Here is an 18,528-nt window from a genome sequence, read left to right on the forward strand (position 1 = left end):
TTATACAAGGGGTTTAACTTATTTACTAACCATTTTCATTTTCTCAGGATCCCAAAACATAGGGCTGTTTTTATAGTAGCTATCGTTACACAAAAGCGCAGGCGCTGCCGCACGGTAACCAAAAATGGCATCTTCGGTTACTTTGCCGTTATTACGTATAGCAGTTATCCAGTTGTTCATGTGGTCGTAAGGGCCGCCCAGGTAACCTTTCTCGGCATTGTATGTAATTTCTTCGGGCGGTAAAATATGTTTACGGGCCGAATCTGTTTGACCGGCCTTGCGTAATTTTTCGATATAGAACGGATCGTCCGACTGGATAACTTTATTACGTTTCAGCGTTACGCTATCCCAGGTAATGTCCATCGAGCCTTCGCTGCCTACCAATTTAAGATAGGTGGTACCGCTGGTGCCATCTACAAAGTTGCAACGCAACGACAGATTGAACGCCGGGTGGGCAACAGTTTTACCATAATCAAATGTACCTAATAAAACATCGGGTACTTCGCGACCGTCGTTCCAGTAACGTAACCCGCCTGATGCATATATTTTATTAGGCCCCATTGAATCGGTAATGAAGTGCAGGCTACTAAACAGGTGAACAAATAAGTCGCCGGCCATGCCGGTACCGTAATCGGTATAATTCCTCCAGCGGAAAAACCTTTTTGAATCGTAAGGGCGTTTTTGGGTGTTGCTTACATACGTTTCCCAATCTACAGTTTGTGCCGATGCATCTTCAGGTATTGGGTATTGCCAAACCTCAACAGGCGCGCGGCGCGCCCAAAAACCTTCGGCATAGTTTAGTTCGCCAATGGCGCCGCTTTTAAGCAGTTCATGAGCTTTCTCATTCCCTAATGATGATACACCCTGGCTGCCCACCTGGAATATCTTCCCGGTTTCTTTCTGCGCTTTTATTACCGCAGGGCCTTCGGCAACAGAATGCACCATCGGTTTTTCGCAATACACGTGTTTGCCGGCGTGCATAGCATCAACAGAAATTTGCTGGTGCCAATGGTCGGGCGTGGCTATAATTACCGCGTCAATATCTTTACGGTTTAATATCTCTTTATAAATTTTTGTAGTGAAAATATCTGCGCCCCAGCGTGTTTTTGCTTCTTTTAAGCGGCCGTCGTATAAATCGCATACGGCAACAAGTTTTACGCCCGGTACCTGCAGGGCAACAATGGCATCCTGCGTGCCCATACCGCCGGCACCTATAAGTGCTATGTTTACCTGATCGTTAGGGCCGTATTGGTTATATTCTTTTTTTAAATAAGTAAAGCTGCCTGTATGTTTATCGGCCGCAATTAAGCTACTGCCCGCAGTTACAGCGGCAGCGGTTGTAGCCAGTTTTTTTAAAAAGCCCCTACGTGATGCTTCAGAGTTTTCTTTCATAATGATGCGTTAAGGTATTTAATAATATATGCTAATGAATTAGGTAACCGGGCAAGGATGCCCGAAAAGTGAAGGTATAGTTTTTATGTAATAATTGGAAAAGAATTATAAATAGCTGATGAATGATAGCTCTTGGTAAGTACATTATCATAATTCCTACTATCAACCATGGGCTATGGGACTATCGATCACAAACACTTATCTTTGCCGGCATACTCATGAGCAAAACTGTAACACCATACCAAAACCAGCAGGGCACCAAAAAAGAGCAGGTTGCCGATATGTTTAACAACATCTCAAAAACTTACGATTTTTTAAACCATTTCATGTCGCTGGGGATAGATATCATCTGGCGCAAAAAAGCCATTAACGAGCTTAAAAAAGACAAACCACAACTAATATTGGATGTGGCTACCGGCACCGGCGATTTTGCTTTTGAAGCCTTAAGCATCCTGAAACCAAAAAAGATTATAGGTGTGGATATTTCACGGGGCATGCTTGATATAGCTGATCAAAAAATAGCTAAGCGTGGTTTAAGTGATAAATTTGAAGTAAAACTGGGCGACTCTGAAAAGCTGCCATTTGAGGCGAACGAGTTTGATGCTGTTACTGTTGCTTATGGTGTACGTAATTTTGAGAACCTGGAAACCGGCCTGGCCGATATTCACCGTGTGTTAAAACCGGGTGGTAAAGCAGTTGTACTGGAATTTTCAAAACCCAAGGCGTTCCCGGTAAAACAGCTTTACGCTTTTTATTTTAACTATGTAACGCCCGGTATTGGCAAACTTTTTTCTAAAGATGCAAGGGCTTATACTTACCTGCCCGAGTCGGTCGCGGCTTTCCCGGATGGTGAAGCTTTTACCGGCCTGATGCAGAAAGCGGGTTTTAAAAATACCAAAAGCCGCCCTTTGGCGTTTGGCATCTGTTCAATTTATACCGGTATTAAATGATCAAAACCCGCCTCTTCATCACATTAATATTGATGGGCTGCAGCAATTTTTTGTTTGCGCAGGCATGGGGTGGCGGCGCCGACCAAAACGACCTGAGTTTTGGTTTCTCTTTTTCGTACGTACAAAGCAGTTTTAAAATAGTAAAGCAACCTAACTGGCGCGAACCTTTCTTTGATGCCGAGTTGGGCACTAATGCAACAACCCCGTTAAGAAGCATTAGCTCTAAAAACATGCCGGGCTTTGCCGTAGGCTTTTTAACCCGCTACCGTTTAACAGAGCATTTAGAGGCCCGTGTTACGCCATCGCTGGTTTTTTCAGACCGGTCTGTAAGTTATGCATTTGAAGACCCGTCGCAGAATGTTACCAAATCTGTACAAACCACTACCGTTGATTTCCCGCTGCAACTTAAACTAAAATCAGACCGTATTGGTAACATGCGTGCTTACCTTGTGGGTGGTTTAAAATATTCGGGGGCTATAGGCTCGAAAAAGGATGAACCCAACACCGCCCCTACAGAACGTTTATTAAGGAACATACGCGGTTACTCGTCATACGAGGCCGGTATCGGTTTCGATATTTATTTCGAGTTCTTCAAGCTATCGCCCGAGATAAAACTGACCAACAGCTTTGGCAATATGCTGGTGGCAGATAATACACCTTATGCAAACCCTATTAGCAAACTATCGCTGCATACTTTTATGTTTAGCCTGTTCTTTGAATAGGTTATTTATCCAATCGTTTTTCGAAACAAACAAACTTTAATCCCGGCCTAAACTCTAATGTAATTTCGCCTTTTAAACTATAACCAAGTTTTGGGAAAAGTTGCTGGGTAGCGTGGTTTTGTGTATTGGTATCAATGCGCAAGATGCCTATACCACGATCAATAGCTACCACCTCAGCCTGCTGCAGCAGATCGGCAGCCAGCCCCCTGCCCCTAAAATGCGGACTAACCGCCAACCTGTGGGTTACAATAGCGGTTTCATTAATATCCAGTCCAACCTGCGCATACTCTGGATACTGTTCCGTTGTAATAGCAGTTACACCAGCAATGTGGCCGTCAAGCTCGGCCACCCAAAGCTGCCCGGCTTTTATATCTTCTTCAAAAACCTGTGGGTTGGGGTAAGTATCGTCCCATTGCAAATTGCCTGCTGCACGCATTATGGGTACAACATCGGCTATAACCTGCATAATTGCAGGGATATCTGTTAAAGTGGCAAGGCGTATGCTCATCTATAAAGTCAAAAATCAAAATTAAAAAGTCAAAAAAACGAAGTCTCAAATCTCAGGTCTAATATCTCACACCTAAATTAATGGTTATGCTTTTTATGAATATCCTTCACCAAACACAGCTTCTTTATTTCATCAATACGGATAGGGAAAGGCGCGTATTTTAAACGGCCCGCAACCATTTCTGTTACATTATCAGAGTGGGCTATCACTTCTTCGGGGTTATCGCTGGCCAGCAGGCGCTTGTACATGCGGTAATCGCCCCATTCAATATAATACACCTCACCCGGGAGTATTTTTTTATCACTGATTATCTTAAGGGCCACCCAGCAACCGTTCTCAAGGTAAGGGTACATCGAATGTCCCCAAACCGGCAGGGCAAAATCGCATTCTTCGATCCCCGGGAAATTCATGCGGCCAACCGACTGCGAATCGTTTATGTCATTATAAACCTCTACGCCTGATGCAGTAGCGATGATATCATACATAGGGATGCCCTCTTCGCGATGGGCGGTAACAGGTTTATCTGCATTCTTTTGGGTGCTGCCCAAATATTCGCTGTACTTCTCTTTAAAGATCTTCAGTTTCTCCGGGTCGATATTTTGGCGGCTTTTAATAATCTCGGTAATAGAACTTGCCGAATTAAAGTTCAACGCCTCTGCCAACTCGCTATTATTATTAAATGCGCGGCCACGCAACTGATTATACAGGATGATGAATTCCAGTGTTTCAGGTCGTACTGTTTTTATTTTATTCGGTTTTGATAGCTCATCCATAGCAATAAAAAATAATTACAGATATTTCTTTATTTTATTAAAGAAATATCTTTATATTTGTTCGTTCGATAACTGCTAATTTAAAACTAAAAATCAACAATCAAAACATTATGCGTACAGAATTTAAAGAAAGTACTTTATTCCTTCAGGATTCAGGGTGGGTTTATTCAATGCCTTTTTTAACAAATTATTAAATACAATAAACCAAAAACATGTATATAGCCTACTCTGCCCTACGCACCAAACCCAAAAACGGCAAGCCCGACTTATTAAGTAAAGAATTAACCCAGCGCTACCGGGGCTACCAAACTGCATGCAATAAATACCGGGCCGAGATTGCCGAAATACAAAAGTATATACCAGGATGGTTGCCGCCTTTTGAATTAAAAGCTTAATGCTAAAGTTGCCCCCCCTGCCAATTCCATAACCAAACTAAAAACAACATCCATGATAAAGATTGCACAAAAACTAAAAGACCAGCTGTGGTGGCTTATCATCACCGTAGATTACAATTACAGCCGTATCAGCATTGCCGACCATGACATGACCGATGACACCCTGACCCTTTGGCTGGAGGATAAACATGATTTTAAAAACTCACTGGACGAATGCCTGCAGTTGGATATTTCGCTTAAGAATTTCGCGAAAGTAATTAAGGCCGAAAACCTAAACAGCTACGAGGGACAGCGATTACACCCAAACAAACAGTTTGTTTATAAAACCCGTGTACAGATCAACGAAGCTATTACCTGGTACAAACAGGATGCAACACTTGTAGAGCAACAATGGGCACGGGAAGCGATGTTAAGGACCATTTTAACCCAATTAGTGGAAACAGAAGCCGCTGTTAATAAAAGCTGGTAGTCACTATGCCACACAGCATTTAAAACATATTTTGTGTATAAGAGGGCGCCCCCCGTAAAGAGGTTATTTGTTCCACCCAATCGCATAGAAGATTGAGTAAGGATTGCTTGAATATTATTTAGATTTAACCAACTCTTCTTTATTAACTTCTACCAACTCTTCCACTTCGCTTACTGCTTCTGCAGGTGCAGTAGCGTAGTTGAGCTTACGGAATCGCCATATAGCAAATGCTGGTTCCTGGAAACGGTTTATGAGTTTAAAGAATTTTGGGAAGTTGTGTACTTCATCGAGCAGTACGCCGGTAACGATGCCGTTATTGTCAAGGATCTCGCGGATGGTATATTCTTTATCCTTCGTTATCCAGATCTCAAAATCGCGCCTTATCTCCTCGTTCTTATCAGGATCAATTTTATCGTTAACACATATCACTTTATCGCCAGGCCTCATAGTAAGTCAAAATTAAAAATTCAAAAGTAAAAAACCTCATTTATTCAACATTAAACCAACCGGCTTAACATAATGTTCTTTTGACTTTTGACTTTTGACTTAATTCCCTGCCGGCATTGATACAAAAAAGGCGGTACCTGCACCGGGGGCACTTTCAACCCAAATACGGCCGCCCTGCAATTCGGTAAACTCTTTACAAAGCAACAAGCCAAGGCCTACACCTTTTTCGTTATCTGTACCAAAAGTTGATTGGGCTTGCAATGAGAATAACTCGCTTTGTTTATCAGTGCTCATACCTATACCGTTATCACGGATAATCAACCAGCATTCGCTTCCTATTTGCTTAGCTTTAAAGGATATTTGCCCGCCTGTGTTAGTAAATTTTATAGCATTACTGATCAGGTTTCGTATCACCAGTTGCAACATATCGCTATCGGCAACAATTTTTATATCCCAGTCAAGTTCAGTGGTTAGTGCGATGTCTTTTTTTAGGGCAATTGCTTTCTCTAATTCAATGGTATTGAATAAGGCATCGCGCAAGTTAACATAACTAAGTTTAACATTTACGCCGTCCATCTGCGCCTTTGACCATACAAGCAGCTTGCCAAGCATATCAATGGTACGGCGGGTAACTTTTAACAGATCGCCCTCCACCATACGGCGTTCAGCAGTATCCAGCTCATATTCCGTCACAAGTTCCAGATAATTCTGGATATTACTCAAAGGCGAACGCAGATCATGCGCTATGATAGACATCAGTTTATTCTTTTCTGAATTGATGCGCTCCAGATCGTGATTTTGTTTGGTGATATGGCGGTTCTGTAGTTCGATAGCATTAGCTTTTTCAGAAGCAGATCGCTTTTCATGATCATAATTGCGCTTTAGATAGGTAATGGTATAATACAACACAATAATTACCACCACATAAGCAGATGACAGATCCCAGTAACGGCTTTCGCGGCTAATGTAACTATTGGGTATCCACGCGGGGCGAAAATACTCCACCAGGTGCATCCCAATAATGATAGACAGGTTTACAGCTATCCACATTTTTTGCTGTTTTTTGGGCACCACGCAAAGCACCAGCAAAATAGACAAGCCCATTAACAAATCGGTTGGGCCGTAGGTACCCGAGTTATAAACAAAATTTATGGCAAAAAGCAGGTTACCAATAATGGTAAATATGGTTATAGTGGATTTTACCTTACGCTGATACCGCGACCGATAATAAAGGAACAAGAAAATTATAAGCGTTACCAGGCTAAGTAAAGCAATATAAGGTAAGCCAATAAGATAGTTGAAAGGAACATTGTAGGCAAGCGCCAAGCTAGCTATAAGGCAAAGAGCATGGAATATCCTGAATTCCAGAGGGAACTCCGCAGTTGAGCCTGTAAGCCTTATCCAAAGCCTGTTTATGTCACCAAATAGGCGCAAATTATTGATTAGTTAGGGTTATACAAGATTACAAATAAAAATTTACAGGGCGAGCCTTAGCTAACAAAAACTTTCTTAAAAAAATAAAGATTTTCTCTAATTGTAATAAGCATAAAAAAAGCCCCGCATTGCGGAGCTGATCTTATTTCAAAGAAAAATATTATAGGGCTTAGTTACGGCTAAAACCGCCTCTGCCGCCACCACTGTTAAAACCAGGACCTTTATCCTCGGCTATATTAACTGTTATGCGTTTGCCATAATAGCTTTGGCCGTTCATGCAACGGATGGCTTCTTTAGCTTCTGCTTCATTAACCATCTCTACAAAACCAAAGCCCCTGCTCTCTTTTGTTTCACGATCTTTAACGATCCTGAGGGACTTAACAGGCCCAAAATCACCAAAAACCGCATTTAATTCGGCCTCACTTACTTCTAACGGAAGGCCTCCAATAAATACTTTCATTAATCTCCTTTTGTTTTTCTGTAAAGATACGCAAAATAGGCCAATTTTCACAGCGTTACGGCCAAATGGCGGGCATGTAAAGTGTTTTTTACAATGTGGTGTCAATATAACACTGGCGTGATATTACTGCTTTTTAAGCTTCAGTTCAAAGATCCCTTCTACTCTGTAAAGCGATGAATTAGGGTCGTCATCTTTTGAAAGAAAAGTAAAGAAATTACCTTTTGCAAGTATATCATTTTGGCGGTACTTCACCAGGTTTATTTTCCCTGCATCACCGGGTTCGGCGTATTGCGTAAGGGTGTATTGCCTGGTGTGCATTACATCGGCCATCATTAATAACTGGCCGCCTGCTACGGGCTTGGTTAAGCTATCTGCCGCTGCCCCTTTTGAGCTTACGCCAAAACTCATTGTATGTTCTTTGTTAATTGCGGTAATACCAAAATAGCGGTTTTCGCCGGCACTCATGTTCACAAATGCTACCGAGTCTTTAGCGGCGTCAAATGTGTAGGTTGTATCCTTCATTTTGATAGTAAGGGTACCTTCCGTTGCCAGGAAGTTATCAGGAGAGGTTGCGCTTAAAGCGCTATCGGCATTCAGGGCTATTTTTTTCTGATCTACCGCCTGCTCACCGGTATCTTTTTGGCACGACACTACAAGCACCGAAAGGAGCAGGACAAGTGAAACATACCAATTAGTAAACCGTTTTGAATGCATAGGTAAATGGATGCTATAAAAATAGATAAAAAATATTGCGTTTATGCCTTGTGTGTACTTTAAACACAATTATTTAACATTTTTTAACTATACCATCTAAACGTATTAAAAAGCGCAAAGGTTTGCCTGGTTTATTAAAAAACTAACATTTATTTTAAGTACGTATTAAACTCTCTATCAGTTAATTTAACGCGCCTTTAAAATATTTCGCCAACGGTTACAAACACGCCTTTTGAACCCTGGTTGCCCATACCATAATCAATAGCAATATTGGTTTTAGATACTTTGTTTAATTTTATACGTAAACCGGCACCATACCCGGGCTGCACTTTCTGCAGGGGCGAACCCGGCGCTGCCGAAAACGATTCGGCATTGAAGAATGCAACACCACCCAGCAATCCATTTTTAGTTATATGGTAACGATATTCGCTCTCCAGATATACCATTTGTGCACCTCTAAACCTGCCCTGTATATATCCCCTGCCCGTTCCGTTATATTGGTCCCAGGTGTTGGCGGGCAGGTCGAGGTATGGCGGCTTGCCGTTAAGCACCACCCAATTGTAACTCCAAAATGCAATAACGTTATGTGAAGACGCTGGAAACCTGTAATACTTACGCACATCAATGATCAAAGAACTCCATGCCGATGTGCTGCCCAAAAAAGTTTTGTTATTACGATATTGCACAGCGCCATAAAACCCTCTTGTTGGGTTGATAGAATTATCGCGCATATCTACAAGGGCATTCAAAGTGATCCCTGATGAAACGGTGCTTGTTTCCGGGCCATAAAGGGTATAGTCAGACACGCTGCCGTCGGCATTCCCCGTTTCGGTTATATTAAAGTGGTTATCATAAATAAACCCCGCACCGCCATACAGGTTACCCGTAATACGGGTAAGTATAGTTTCGTGAAAGCGAAACAGCGTGTAGTCCATCGGGTTTTCATTGGCCGACCTGGAGTTGCTACCTAAGCCAAATGTGCTTTGAGGGTATTTGTAGTATTTAAAATCGCCTATAAAATTGAATTTGTTACCCGCCGTCCAGATGTTTGATTGCAGGGGAATGATGATCTGTTTGTTTTGCGTATACGCCGCGTTTGACGATATGGTTGAAATACGAGAATTATCTGAAACGCGGAAGGCGATATTTCCCGAAAGTGTTACCGCCAGTTTTGTTTGCAATGTATAGCCAACGGCAGGCAAAACAGAGAATACGGGCTTAGACCCAATTACTGTGGTAGCTTTGTTATCAACAGTGCCCTTTTTGTTAAATACCGAGCGGATCACATCATACAGATCTTTTTGCGCGGAAGTATCCTGCTGTGCAACTACCAGCGTATCATTCATACGGCGCCGGGTTAGCGGCACGGTACTTTTATCCTGTGCTTGTATCAGTAACGGTAAAAGAAGAATCGCTATCAGCAGTAGGGTTAATTTCATTGCCGGGTACAAGGTTTTAATGCTGAAGTAAGCGCTGTAAAGATATATTTTTTGTAAATGATAGACTACCACTTTAGGCGATGTGTTACAATTCTAATTACATTATAATAAATAAAGAAAATTCTTTAATTCACTTGCAAAAATAAAGAATTAGCCGTATATTTGTACATGATTTATGCCAATCGGCATAAATAACATTAAACGCAAACTTCATGAAACACCTAAAAGACTTAAAACAACTTAAATCCTACAGAGCGCGTATTAATAAATATTTCACCACCCTACAAGGAGAGTATCATATAGAAAAGGTTTTGGTAAAGGGTGCAAAAGATAATACTGATACTATAGATCAAAAAGTGTGGGACCGCGAACCCGAACCTGCTACCCTATCCGGATTGGCATTAGCCATAGGTTTTACAAGTATAAACGAAATGGAGGCTTATGAGCGCGATGGAGAATTTGCAGATATTGTTAAAAAAGCCCGGTTAAGGGTTGAAGCCGAATATGAGAAAAGGCTTCACTTTCAGTCGTCTACAGGGGCTATATTTATGCTAAAAAGCCAGGGCTGGGCAGAGCGGCCTGACGACAGCCTGCTTAACGAAATACCTAAAACCATCCAGATAGAAATCATTAACTCGGGCCCGAAACTGGCAGATAGCGAGAAGGATGTAGCCCTTTAATCCTTTGTATTTAATCATTCTGCCCTTTATCTAAAACTTATGCACCCAAAAACTACTGTCTTATTCAAAAACAACTACAAATCTACCGCCCATGTAGTTATTAACCAGGGCGGCACCAGTTCGGGTAAAACTTATGCCATTGAGCAGGTATTGTTTTGCCTGGCTGCCGAAAACGAAAAACAGGTCATTACAGTTGTTGGCCAGGATATCCCAAACTTAAAATCGGGCGCATTGCGCGATGCACAGACCATACACAGCGAATCGGACATATTGAAACGCCTTGTTAAGAATTTTAACCATACCGACCGCATCTTTCGGTTTACCAACGGCAGCCTAATTGAGTTTAAAAGTTACGCCAATGCGCAGGATGCCAAGAGCGGCAAACGCGATTACCTGTTTATTAACGAGGCAAACGGTATTGAGTGGGATGTTTATACAGAACTGGCCCTGCGCACCAAAAAACGCATATTTATCGACTACAACCCAAACAGCGGGTTTTGGGTACATGATAAGCTGATAGGCAAACCGGGCGTGCAGCTTTTCATATCCGACCACAGGCATAACCCCTTTACTGAGGATATTTTGCGTGAAAAAATTGAAGCGCTGAAAACCGAGGATCTGGAACTATGGAAGGTTTATGCCCGTGGCCTTACCGGCAAAATAAACGGGCTTGTGTTTGATAACTGGCACATCTGCGAAGCTATCCCGAAGGATGCCAAACTGATAGCCGCCGGGCTCGATTTTGGGTTCACCATTGACGAAACCGGCTGCCTGCAGGTATATAAACAAAACGGTGAACTTTGGATAGATGAACTGATCTATGAAACACGCCTAACCAATACCGATTTGGCACGCAGATTAGCCGGTTGCGGCATTAACAAAGCAACGGAAATAATTGCCGATAGCGCCGAACCAAAATCGATAGAAGAGCTTAAGCGCCTGGGCTGGTTTGTTACCGGCGCTAAAAAAGGTGCCGACAGCATTAAAAACTCGATAGATATACTAAAACGCTATAAACTAAACGTAACCCGCAACAGCATAAACCTGCGTAAGGAATTAGGCCGGTATAAATGGAAAACCGACAAAAGCGGCAATGCCATTAACCAACCCGTTGATACTTATAACCACCTGATTGACCCCTTGCGTTATGTAGCGTTGAATAAGTTAAACACAAAAGGTGGCAATGGTGTAAAAAGCAGGTTACCACATGCCCCCCAGCCCCCTGAAGGGGGAGTATTGGAGGGACTGATTGGATTTGCATGATAGGCAAGTCCCGTAGGGACTTTTGGTTGGTAGAAACCTATAAAGTAAAACCAGGCGTTCCTATCGGAACGCTTGACATCCATAATGCTTTGCTACCAACCAGTTGTGCCGATGGCACAAGAAAATCATTAAAACAATCAGTGAAATGCAATCAAAACAAATCGATGCAATTAAAAAAACATGATAGAAAAAACACTTATAACCACACATGGCAAACTGCGGGTAAAAATCCCATCGCAATTAAATGAGGTTACGCTGGGGCAAATGATGGCGCTACAGGATACGCCCGAGCTCGGTGATCTGGATGCCATCAGTATCCTATCGGGTGTGCCTGTTCCCGAGCTGGAATCGGTACGTGATGCAAGCGCTTTTATGCAATTTGCGGATGCGGTGCTGTCCTTGTCGCACCAGATAAAATATCTGTATAACAGCGACCATATACCTAAAAACATCACTGTTAAGGTTGATGAAAAACCTATCCAAGTAAATGTCATCCGCAACTTGTCGGTAGAGCCTGCGGGAGCCTTTATGGCTGCCCGTGATGTGATTGCCGATGAAATAGCCGACCACATTAAAATATACGGCGAAGAAAACTGGCAGGACTATTTTAACCCTTCGCTTGCCGCGTGCTGCAAGGTGCTGGCCTATTACTTTTACTGCCGTGTAACCGGCAAAAAGTATGATGAATATGCCGCCGCTGCTTTTACCGAAACCATTAAACAACTTAGGGTAACGGAGGCACTGCCCATTGCCAAACATTTTTTTATGAGCTATCCCAACTTATCGAAACCGAGAACAGGCTTCTGGCATCGGCTGCAAATGCTTTGGAAAAGCGCGCAGGCATCCAGGCGTTCGAAAAATTCAAATACATCAACACCGTAAACTCGCTGGCCGGGGGCGATATCACCAAATGGAACGAGATCCTGGCCATGCCATACGAGCGCATCCTCACCAAACTATTGCTCAACAAAACAGAAGCCGGGTACCAGAAAAGGTATAGCGAAATGATGCAGCAGTAGGTTTTCCATTATCGTCATGCTGAACTTGTTTCAGCACCCCACAAATAAGTTGGCTACATGTCCTGCGTTAATCTACTCACCCCGGCTACGCTATGCTGGCCGACCCTCTCTGCTTCGCAAAGAGGGTGAGGAGAAATGCAAGGTTGCAAATCAAACCCCTCTTTCCGCGCAGCGAAGAGAGGGTGGTCGAGCGAAGCAATGACCGGGTGAGTAAATACCGAAATGCCAAGCTCTCTCATTATTGTCAGTCTGAGCCTGTCGAAGACCTGAACAATATGCTTATCACCTAATGGTTCTACAGGCTCACCAAAACAATTAACTAATCACAAATCAACCGATCTCTATAATACCAACCATGCGCAACCAAATAGAAACCATAACCCAAAGCCTAAGCACCAGCCCGTCGTTTTTATACGGCACCGAAAAAGAACTGAACACCCTGGCAGATGATGCCGTGTTCCCCTGCGTGTTTATGTACCCCATGCAGCCCATTGTGGTAGCGCCACAGGTAAACGGGTCGGTAGATAATGTATTTACGCTATACCTGGAGTTTCTGTACAAAACAGAGTTTAGCCAGTTTACTGCAGAAAACGAAACCTACGTGCAACAGGCCCTGCGCATGGCAAACGAGTTTATAGTAAAAGCCGCCAAATACCGCGATGGCAAAGGCCGTTACTTCCGCATTAAGGCCGGCGAGAAAGCTAAATGCCTGCCTGTGTACAACAAGTTTGATGTTAACACCACCGGGGTTGGCTTAACCATAACCCTTAACACTATGTATTACGATGTTTATTAAATCCCACATTAGTTTATCAATCAATTCTAAACCACTAATAAAATGAGTTTAACAGCACGTATAGAAGTTGTTCATATCCCTGCCACCACTACCGATGCCAATGGGAGCATGTATATGTACGCTAAAGTATATGTAGCCATTGTAAATGCCTTAACCGGGTTACCCGCCAATGGCAATAACTGCATTGTTACCTATACCATTAACGATAGTATAAACGGCATTACTACCCAAACAGTAACCGTACCCGGTATGCAATCGCTTATTTATACCGGCGAAATTGGGCACGTTATTTTTAACAGCAGCCACCAGGTAACATCATCCACCAGCAAAAACTTCAACTTTATAGCGCTTACCGGCGGAGATGGCGAGGATTTGCCGCCGCCACAGCAGGCCGGTGATATTGAGATAGTAAACATTAATATTGATAGCCCTGAAACCGCTCCCGGTGCCCATAACGGGCAAATAACCGTAAATGCGACGGCTACCTATCTTCCGCTTGCTTACAAACTTGATGGCACATTAACGCAAGCATCAAATATTTTTACCGGGCTGGCAGGCGGCAGCCATACGGTTACGGTGGTAGATGCTAACGGCCAAAGCGTTAGCCAAACCGTATTTATTCCAACAGTTAATAACCTGTTACAGGCAGATCCATCGGTTACCCTGCCCGGCGGCAACACATCACGCTGGAATGCGGCGTTTAATCCGGTGGTTTTCACCTACCAACGGCGCGATTTTAATGTTACCGCCCTGCAGCTAAACACTATTGATGGCAATACGAGGGTATTGGTAAATGCCGATGTATCATCAGTTACCCCGGGCGACCAGATCTATATAGAAACCGATACCTGTACAGGTACTTTTAAGGTAATTGATAAGTATAATACCAACGCGTTGGTTATTGATACACCCTTTACAACAAGCAGTACAGGCTTTATTAATATAAACCGCTTAAGGCCCTATTATAAAGTGCTTACCCGCATTACATTTTATGATAAAATAACCGGCAGGGAAAGTATCATTACCTCAAAAAACCGCCCCAACAATAAGGGTGTAACACGGGCCGATATCTCAAACTTTTTACAAAGCCTTTTGCTCGCTAAAGATGAAAGTGATTACACCCAAACAAACTACCGTGATGATAACCTGAGTGCCAGCTACAAAATTGCCTACGCCGAAGAATGGGACGGGCATACCCCATTATTCAACACCATTGAAGATGCATACTACGTAGTTTATGCTGCCAAACAACTTGGCGAACGCTATGGTGGCAACCTTGCTGCATACGTACCCTTTGCCGGCGTACCCGCCGGCGGCGATAAAGCCAAATGGATAAGCGATTTTTCCGAACCAGCCTACAGCAATGGCTACCCTTTTGATATCGGCTTTATTTATGGTAATGAACTGGTTGGCCGCCAATTATATGCCGATTTTACCCTATTGGATATTAACCGCAACCCATTACCGGGCGGGCCGCAAACCAGCTACCTGTTAAATGATGATGGCTCATGGTTATTGAACCAGGATGGCAGCAAAATGGTTATTGCCAGGCAAAGCCAGTCGGTAGTGCCGGTGCCAGGGCAATTGGGGCTAAACAGGCTGCTTATTGAAGGGCCTTTTGCTGATGATGTGTATTATGTTAATGTAACGCTGAAATACGATGATGAAAACGATGTTACCCACGCGGTTACCCAAACCCAAACCATACGGGTGGATGACGCTGTAGACGACCAATCACTTTATTTGCGATGGATAGGCCTGAACGGCAGCAGCTCAAAACCGGGTTAATGAGGTCCGCCTCCGCGTTTTAGAGGGTCAGGTAACTGTACTACAGCGAGAGGTAGAGGATATTAAATCAGTAAAAAACAAACAATAATAAATATGAGTATCAAATCATTCTTAACTAAACTATGGGGAGCCATAAAGTCATTATTTAATAGCTTTCCGGATAAACTAAAAGCAGCCGTACACATTGGCATCATCATTACAGAAAATATAAAAACTATTATCGACTCCCCTATTGCCGATATACTGACTGCTATAATTCCCGGCGAAATTGATGATAAAATAAAACAGGCATTGCGTGCAGGTATCCCTGTTATATTAACCGATCTAAAGCTTACCGATCAATGCAGCGGCTTAACAGATCCACAGGAAATAACTAAATGTGCTGTAAAAACTTTAAAAACCCTGGATGGAGACATCAAAAGTGCGTTTTTACATAATCTATCGATATTAATTGCTCAAGTTGCTGCAGATGGAAAACTGAGCTGGGCTGATGGGGTTTGCATCCTGGAATGGTATTACCAAAACAAATTCAAGACTACCAGCAATTGATTTAGGAGGTGTGTGCCCGGAACGAGATTCGAACTCGTACATCCTTACGAATGCCACCCCCTCAAGATGGTGCGTCTACCAATTTCGCCACCCGGGCTTTTATCAAGTACAAAGTCTTAAGTCAAAGTCCTTAACCTACCGGCGTTGAACTACAGACTTAAGACTTTTAATGGATGTGCCCGAAGAGAGACTCGAACTCTCAAGAGACAATTCTCAACGGCTTCTGAGACCGCAACGTTTACCAATTTCGCCATCCGGGCATTTTACGAGGTTGCAAATATAATTGTTTTATGCAATGCGGCTAAAATAAATGCAAAAAATAAGCTTCATATTGGCAAACCCAATTTCAAAAGGTAACTTAGGCTATCAATTATAAAATTTATGGTTAAAAAACTCTGCTTAATAATAATGATAGCAGCATGCTCAATATCGGCATCTGCGCAAAATGCCGACGCCATATTAGGTAAATGGTTAAGCGCAAACGGCGAAGGCCAGATACTGATCTATAAAAAGGAAAGTAAATTCTTTGGTAAGCTTTCATGGATAAAGGTCCCTAATAATGATAACGGCAAACCCAAATTGGATGATCGTAACCCTGATAAAAACTTGCAGTCTCGCCCCATACTTGGCATTGAACTATTAAAGAATTTCACCTTTGACGGCGATAATATTTATGAACATGGTACTATTTATGACCCTAAAAGCGGCAAAACTTACAGTTGCAAGATGACACTTAAGGGTGATGTATTAAAAATACGCGGTTACATAGGGATATCATTATTAGGCCGAAGCGAAAATTGGACCCGCGTAAAATGAAAATAAAACACATCACTTGCATATTAACGTACCTTTTAGCTTATTCAATAAGTGTAAATGCGCAAACGGTTATACCAATTCAGCAAAATAAACCGGTTAGTATCCGGGGCTTATCTGTAGTTAACGATAAAATAGCATGGGTAAGCGGTACAAAGGGCACTATTGGTATAACAACAGACGGTGGCACTAACTGGGACTGGCAACAAATTAAAGGGTTCGAAAAATCCGACTTTAGGGATATTGAAGCATTCTCAGATAAAGAGGCTGTAATTATTGCATCAGGTTCACCAGCTTATATTTTAAAAACTACCGATGGTGGCGCCCATTGGGATACAAAATTTCAACAAGCAGATAGCACTTACTTTTTAGATGCTATGGATTTTTCTGACAAGCAACATGGCTTTGTTTTGGGGGATCCTATTGATGGCAAATTTTTATTATTAGAAACCACAAATGGCGGCGAAACATGGAATCCATCCGAAAATCCTCCTACTGCACTAAAGGACGAGGCTGCCTTTGCAGCGAGCGGCACCTGCCTGCGCGTTAACACCTCAATTACTATTGTTACCGGAGGTAGTAATAGTCGTATGCTTGTTTTACCAATAGGAAAACAGAAATGGACAAGCCAAAATTTACCACTTACAAATGGCGCTGCAAGTCGTGGCGCATTTTCGGTTGCTTATGGCAATAACCAAACAATTATTGTTGGCGGCAATTATGCAAAGGATAAGCTAACAGATTCGGTGGCTTATATTATTCCGAAATCGAAAGCAAAATTTAAAAAAGAGTTACCTACGGTTGGCCCTGCGGGGTATCAATCATGTGTTGAATACATAAATGATGATGTTTTTCTGTCAACAGGCACCTCAGGAACTAATATTACAATAGATGGTGGTAAAACATGGCGTAAGATTGATGAGGTAAGTTATAACGTTTGCCGAAAAGCAAAGCGCGGAAACCTTATTTTGCTTGCCGGAGACAGGGGCAAATTAGGAATTTTTAAATTTTAAATTTGTGTGTGTGAAGCACTTATTGTAAAGTTTACAATTTATTAAAAATAGGCTTGCATGCAATTATAAATAATCCTATATTTGCACCACTTTAAACGGAAACGATAACACATCGAAAAAGTTAAAAGTTGATTCCGTAGCTCAGCTGGTAGAGCATAACACTTTTAATGTTGGGGTCCTGGGTTCGAATCCCAGCGGGATCACAAAGACCTCCCAACAGGTCGAACGTTTTGAAGTAAAAGCCTCTTGAAAAAGAGGCTTTTTTTGTTTAAATACGGCTTTTGCGTTCAAAAACCAACCTTTTCAAAACTACCCCTCCACTATTCTTCAGAATTTTAATGCAAGTCAGTTCAATCTAATTCAAAGTAATCGGTAACCTATGTATTCTTCCGAAATTAGGTTACCGAATTAATACTGATACTTGTATTAGTTTGATTTTCAGTTTAAAACATATCGTTTCATTTTAAACAAAAATCTCATGAAAGTAAATGAAGATCTTTCAATCCTATTTTGGCTGAACCGCCAAAAGCATCTAAAGACGGATTAGTTCCAATTTGAGTAAGGATCACCATCAATGGAAATCGTGACGGCTTTTCATCCGGTAAAAAATAATCCTGACGTCTGGGATAAAAAGGCGGCCATTGCAAGTATGCAACCCTGATCAAAAACTAATAAATAACTACATAGTAGTAAAACAAGGGGAGAATTAGAAAAGCACTATAATCAGTTTGCAGCTGTAAACAAAAGAGTAACTGCGGCAATGGTTAAGATGCTTACATGCCAAACAAATAATAAAAAAAACTTGATGCAGGATTCAAACTTAACAAGGAGGAGTTTGCGGAGAGGGGTTAGCAAGAACAACCGGAGTAAGTGCACTTTAGTCCGCTATGAGCGATTAAAAGAT

21 protein-coding genes and 3 tRNA genes are annotated in these 18,528 nt (G+C 42.3%); 14 read left to right on the top strand and 10 right to left on the bottom strand.

Features of this window, described 5'->3' with window-relative positions; genetic code table 11:
• Positions 1 to 18: 18 nt before the first annotated feature.
• Positions 19 to 1,392 carry a Gfo/Idh/MocA family protein gene (locus WC615_RS10065; protein WP_372977973.1) on the bottom strand — a complete coding sequence of 458 codons (1,374 nt, stop codon included), beginning with the start codon at positions 1,390 to 1,392 and terminating at the stop codon, positions 19 to 21.
• A 218-nt stretch (positions 1,393 to 1,610) separates the two neighbouring features.
• On the opposite strand from WC615_RS10065, the gene ubiE reads away from it, so the two are divergent.
• Both ubiE and WC615_RS10075 read left to right on the top strand, forming a co-directional pair.
• Positions 1,611 to 2,342, top strand: a complete 732-nt coding sequence (ubiE, locus tag WC615_RS10070; RefSeq protein WP_372977974.1) for a bifunctional demethylmenaquinone methyltransferase/2-methoxy-6-polyprenyl-1,4-benzoquinol methylase UbiE — start codon at positions 1,611 to 1,613, stop codon at positions 2,340 to 2,342.
• A complete protein-coding gene (locus tag WC615_RS10075) occupies positions 2,339 to 3,064 on the top strand; it encodes an outer membrane beta-barrel protein (protein ID WP_372977975.1) in 726 nt (241 codons plus the stop codon). Before ubiE ends, WC615_RS10075 begins: the two co-directional genes overlap by 4 nt.
• A 1-nt stretch (position 3,065) precedes the next feature.
• On the opposite strand, the gene WC615_RS10080 is transcribed toward WC615_RS10075, so the two are convergent.
• Positions 3,066 to 3,572: an N-acetyltransferase family protein gene (locus tag WC615_RS10080; protein WP_372977976.1), complete on the bottom strand. Its 507-nt coding sequence runs from the start codon at positions 3,570 to 3,572 to the stop codon at positions 3,066 to 3,068.
• A gap of 77 nt (positions 3,573 to 3,649) precedes the next feature.
• Entirely contained in the window at positions 3,650 to 4,345 is a 696-nt protein-coding gene (locus WC615_RS10085) for a helix-turn-helix transcriptional regulator (protein ID WP_372977977.1), read from the bottom strand.
• 212 nt (positions 4,346 to 4,557) lie between these two features.
• On the opposite strand from WC615_RS10085, the gene WC615_RS10090 reads away from it, so the two are divergent.
• Complete coding sequence (locus WC615_RS10090; protein WP_372977978.1) at positions 4,558 to 4,740, top strand: hypothetical protein; 183 nt, start codon at positions 4,558 to 4,560, stop codon at positions 4,738 to 4,740.
• Positions 4,741 to 4,792: 52 nt separating this feature from the next.
• A complete protein-coding gene (locus WC615_RS10095; protein WP_372977979.1) occupies positions 4,793 to 5,209 on the top strand; it encodes a hypothetical protein in 417 nt (138 codons plus the stop codon).
• A gap of 114 nt (positions 5,210 to 5,323) precedes the next feature.
• Here WC615_RS10095 and WC615_RS10100 read toward each other — a convergent pair whose 3' ends face one another.
• The 5 genes from WC615_RS10100 to WC615_RS10120 form a co-directional block, all read right to left on the bottom strand.
• Entirely contained in the window at positions 5,324 to 5,656 is a 333-nt protein-coding gene (locus WC615_RS10100) for a hypothetical protein (protein WP_372977980.1), read from the bottom strand.
• 99 nt (positions 5,657 to 5,755) lie between these two features.
• Positions 5,756 to 7,090: a sensor histidine kinase gene (locus tag WC615_RS10105; protein WP_372977981.1), complete on the bottom strand. Its 1,335-nt coding sequence runs from the start codon at positions 7,088 to 7,090 to the stop codon at positions 5,756 to 5,758.
• Between the two features lie 169 nt (positions 7,091 to 7,259).
• Positions 7,260 to 7,550: an RNA-binding protein gene (locus tag WC615_RS10110; RefSeq protein ID WP_191173912.1), complete on the bottom strand. Its 291-nt coding sequence runs from the start codon at positions 7,548 to 7,550 to the stop codon at positions 7,260 to 7,262.
• Positions 7,551 to 7,673: 123 nt separating this feature from the next.
• A complete protein-coding gene (locus WC615_RS10115) occupies positions 7,674 to 8,264 on the bottom strand; it encodes a hypothetical protein (RefSeq protein WP_372977982.1) in 591 nt (196 codons plus the stop codon).
• 197 nt (positions 8,265 to 8,461) lie between these two features.
• Positions 8,462 to 9,703 carry a BamA/TamA family outer membrane protein gene (locus WC615_RS10120; protein ID WP_372977983.1) on the bottom strand — a complete coding sequence of 414 codons (1,242 nt, stop codon included), beginning with the start codon at positions 9,701 to 9,703 and terminating at the stop codon, positions 8,462 to 8,464.
• 212 nt (positions 9,704 to 9,915) lie between these two features.
• Between WC615_RS10120 and WC615_RS10125 the strand changes: the two genes are divergently transcribed.
• From WC615_RS10125 to WC615_RS10155, 7 genes are all read left to right on the top strand, one after another.
• On the top strand, positions 9,916 to 10,383 hold the full coding sequence (locus WC615_RS10125) for a terminase small subunit (RefSeq protein WP_372977984.1): 468 nt from the start codon (positions 9,916 to 9,918) through the stop codon (positions 10,381 to 10,383).
• Between the two features lie 39 nt (positions 10,384 to 10,422).
• A complete protein-coding gene (locus WC615_RS10130) occupies positions 10,423 to 11,646 on the top strand; it encodes a PBSX family phage terminase large subunit (RefSeq protein WP_372977985.1) in 1,224 nt (407 codons plus the stop codon).
• Positions 11,647 to 11,826: 180 nt separating this feature from the next.
• Positions 11,827 to 12,528, top strand: coding sequence for a hypothetical protein (locus WC615_RS10135; RefSeq protein ID WP_372977986.1), 702 nt, complete (start codon positions 11,827 to 11,829; stop codon positions 12,526 to 12,528).
• A complete protein-coding gene (locus tag WC615_RS10140; RefSeq protein WP_372977987.1) occupies positions 12,471 to 12,665 on the top strand; it encodes a hypothetical protein in 195 nt (64 codons plus the stop codon). Before WC615_RS10135 ends, WC615_RS10140 begins: the two co-directional genes overlap by 58 nt.
• Positions 12,666 to 13,020: 355 nt before the next feature.
• On the top strand, positions 13,021 to 13,461 hold the full coding sequence (locus WC615_RS10145) for a hypothetical protein (protein WP_372977988.1): 441 nt from the start codon (positions 13,021 to 13,023) through the stop codon (positions 13,459 to 13,461).
• Positions 13,462 to 13,503: 42 nt separating this feature from the next.
• Entirely contained in the window at positions 13,504 to 15,249 is a 1,746-nt protein-coding gene (locus WC615_RS10150) for a hypothetical protein (RefSeq protein WP_372977989.1), read from the top strand.
• Between the two features lie 93 nt (positions 15,250 to 15,342).
• Positions 15,343 to 15,798, top strand: coding sequence for a hypothetical protein (locus tag WC615_RS10155; protein WP_372977990.1), 456 nt, complete (start codon positions 15,343 to 15,345; stop codon positions 15,796 to 15,798).
• Between the two features lie 13 nt (positions 15,799 to 15,811).
• On the opposite strand, the gene WC615_RS10160 is transcribed toward WC615_RS10155, so the two are convergent.
• A tRNA-Leu gene (locus tag WC615_RS10160) sits at positions 15,812 to 15,895 on the bottom strand.
• Between the two features lie 79 nt (positions 15,896 to 15,974).
• A tRNA-Leu gene (locus tag WC615_RS10165) sits at positions 15,975 to 16,058 on the bottom strand.
• A gap of 148 nt (positions 16,059 to 16,206) precedes the next feature.
• On the opposite strand from WC615_RS10165, the gene WC615_RS10170 reads away from it, so the two are divergent.
• The 3 genes from WC615_RS10170 to WC615_RS10180 all read left to right on the top strand — a co-directional run bounded on the left by WC615_RS10170 (position 16,207) and on the right by WC615_RS10180 (position 17,827).
• Positions 16,207 to 16,614, top strand: coding sequence for a DUF2147 domain-containing protein (locus WC615_RS10170; protein WP_372977991.1), 408 nt, complete (start codon positions 16,207 to 16,209; stop codon positions 16,612 to 16,614).
• Positions 16,611 to 17,624 carry a WD40/YVTN/BNR-like repeat-containing protein gene (locus tag WC615_RS10175; protein ID WP_372977992.1) on the top strand — a complete coding sequence of 338 codons (1,014 nt, stop codon included), beginning with the start codon at positions 16,611 to 16,613 and terminating at the stop codon, positions 17,622 to 17,624. The genes WC615_RS10170 and WC615_RS10175 overlap by 4 nt, the downstream gene beginning before the upstream one ends.
• A gap of 130 nt (positions 17,625 to 17,754) precedes the next feature.
• Positions 17,755 to 17,827 (top strand) — tRNA-Lys (locus tag WC615_RS10180).
• Positions 17,828 to 18,528: the final 701 nt, after the last annotated feature.

Origin of the sequence: Mucilaginibacter sp. (assembly GCF_041663085.1) — a bacterium.
In the GTDB taxonomy this organism is placed as follows: Bacteria; Bacteroidota; Bacteroidia; order Sphingobacteriales; family Sphingobacteriaceae; genus Mucilaginibacter.

What these genes read in the sequence shown, in the direction of transcription:
- WC615_RS10155 (WP_372977990.1), top strand. Translation starts at nt 15,343, where the DNA reads ATGAGTATCAAATCATTCTTAACTAAACTATGGGGAGCCATAAAGTCA.
- WC615_RS10120 (WP_372977983.1), bottom strand. Translation starts at nt 9,703, where the DNA reads ATGAAATTAACCCTACTGCTGATAGCGATTCTTCTTTTACCGTTACTG.
- WC615_RS10075 (WP_372977975.1), top strand. Translation starts at nt 2,339, where the DNA reads ATGATCAAAACCCGCCTCTTCATCACATTAATATTGATGGGCTGCAGC.
- WC615_RS10090 (WP_372977978.1), top strand. Translation starts at nt 4,558, where the DNA reads ATGTATATAGCCTACTCTGCCCTACGCACCAAACCCAAAAACGGCAAG.
- WC615_RS10085 (WP_372977977.1), bottom strand. Translation starts at nt 4,345, where the DNA reads ATGGATGAGCTATCAAAACCGAATAAAATAAAAACAGTACGACCTGAA.
- WC615_RS10130 (WP_372977985.1), top strand. Translation starts at nt 10,423, where the DNA reads ATGCACCCAAAAACTACTGTCTTATTCAAAAACAACTACAAATCTACC.
- WC615_RS10145 (WP_372977988.1), top strand. Translation starts at nt 13,021, where the DNA reads ATGCGCAACCAAATAGAAACCATAACCCAAAGCCTAAGCACCAGCCCG.
- WC615_RS10095 (WP_372977979.1), top strand. Translation starts at nt 4,793, where the DNA reads ATGATAAAGATTGCACAAAAACTAAAAGACCAGCTGTGGTGGCTTATC.
- WC615_RS10065 (WP_372977973.1), bottom strand. Translation starts at nt 1,392, where the DNA reads ATGAAAGAAAACTCTGAAGCATCACGTAGGGGCTTTTTAAAAAAACTG.
- WC615_RS10110 (WP_191173912.1), bottom strand. Translation starts at nt 7,550, where the DNA reads ATGAAAGTATTTATTGGAGGCCTTCCGTTAGAAGTAAGTGAGGCCGAA.
- WC615_RS10115 (WP_372977982.1), bottom strand. Translation starts at nt 8,264, where the DNA reads ATGCATTCAAAACGGTTTACTAATTGGTATGTTTCACTTGTCCTGCTC.
- ubiE (WP_372977974.1), top strand. Translation starts at nt 1,611, where the DNA reads ATGAGCAAAACTGTAACACCATACCAAAACCAGCAGGGCACCAAAAAA.
- WC615_RS10080 (WP_372977976.1), bottom strand. Translation starts at nt 3,572, where the DNA reads ATGAGCATACGCCTTGCCACTTTAACAGATATCCCTGCAATTATGCAG.
- WC615_RS10135 (WP_372977986.1), top strand. Translation starts at nt 11,827, where the DNA reads ATGATAGAAAAAACACTTATAACCACACATGGCAAACTGCGGGTAAAA.
- WC615_RS10150 (WP_372977989.1), top strand. Translation starts at nt 13,504, where the DNA reads ATGAGTTTAACAGCACGTATAGAAGTTGTTCATATCCCTGCCACCACT.
- WC615_RS10125 (WP_372977984.1), top strand. Translation starts at nt 9,916, where the DNA reads ATGAAACACCTAAAAGACTTAAAACAACTTAAATCCTACAGAGCGCGT.
- WC615_RS10170 (WP_372977991.1), top strand. Translation starts at nt 16,207, where the DNA reads ATGATAGCAGCATGCTCAATATCGGCATCTGCGCAAAATGCCGACGCC.
- WC615_RS10175 (WP_372977992.1), top strand. Translation starts at nt 16,611, where the DNA reads ATGAAAATAAAACACATCACTTGCATATTAACGTACCTTTTAGCTTAT.
- WC615_RS10100 (WP_372977980.1), bottom strand. Translation starts at nt 5,656, where the DNA reads ATGAGGCCTGGCGATAAAGTGATATGTGTTAACGATAAAATTGATCCT.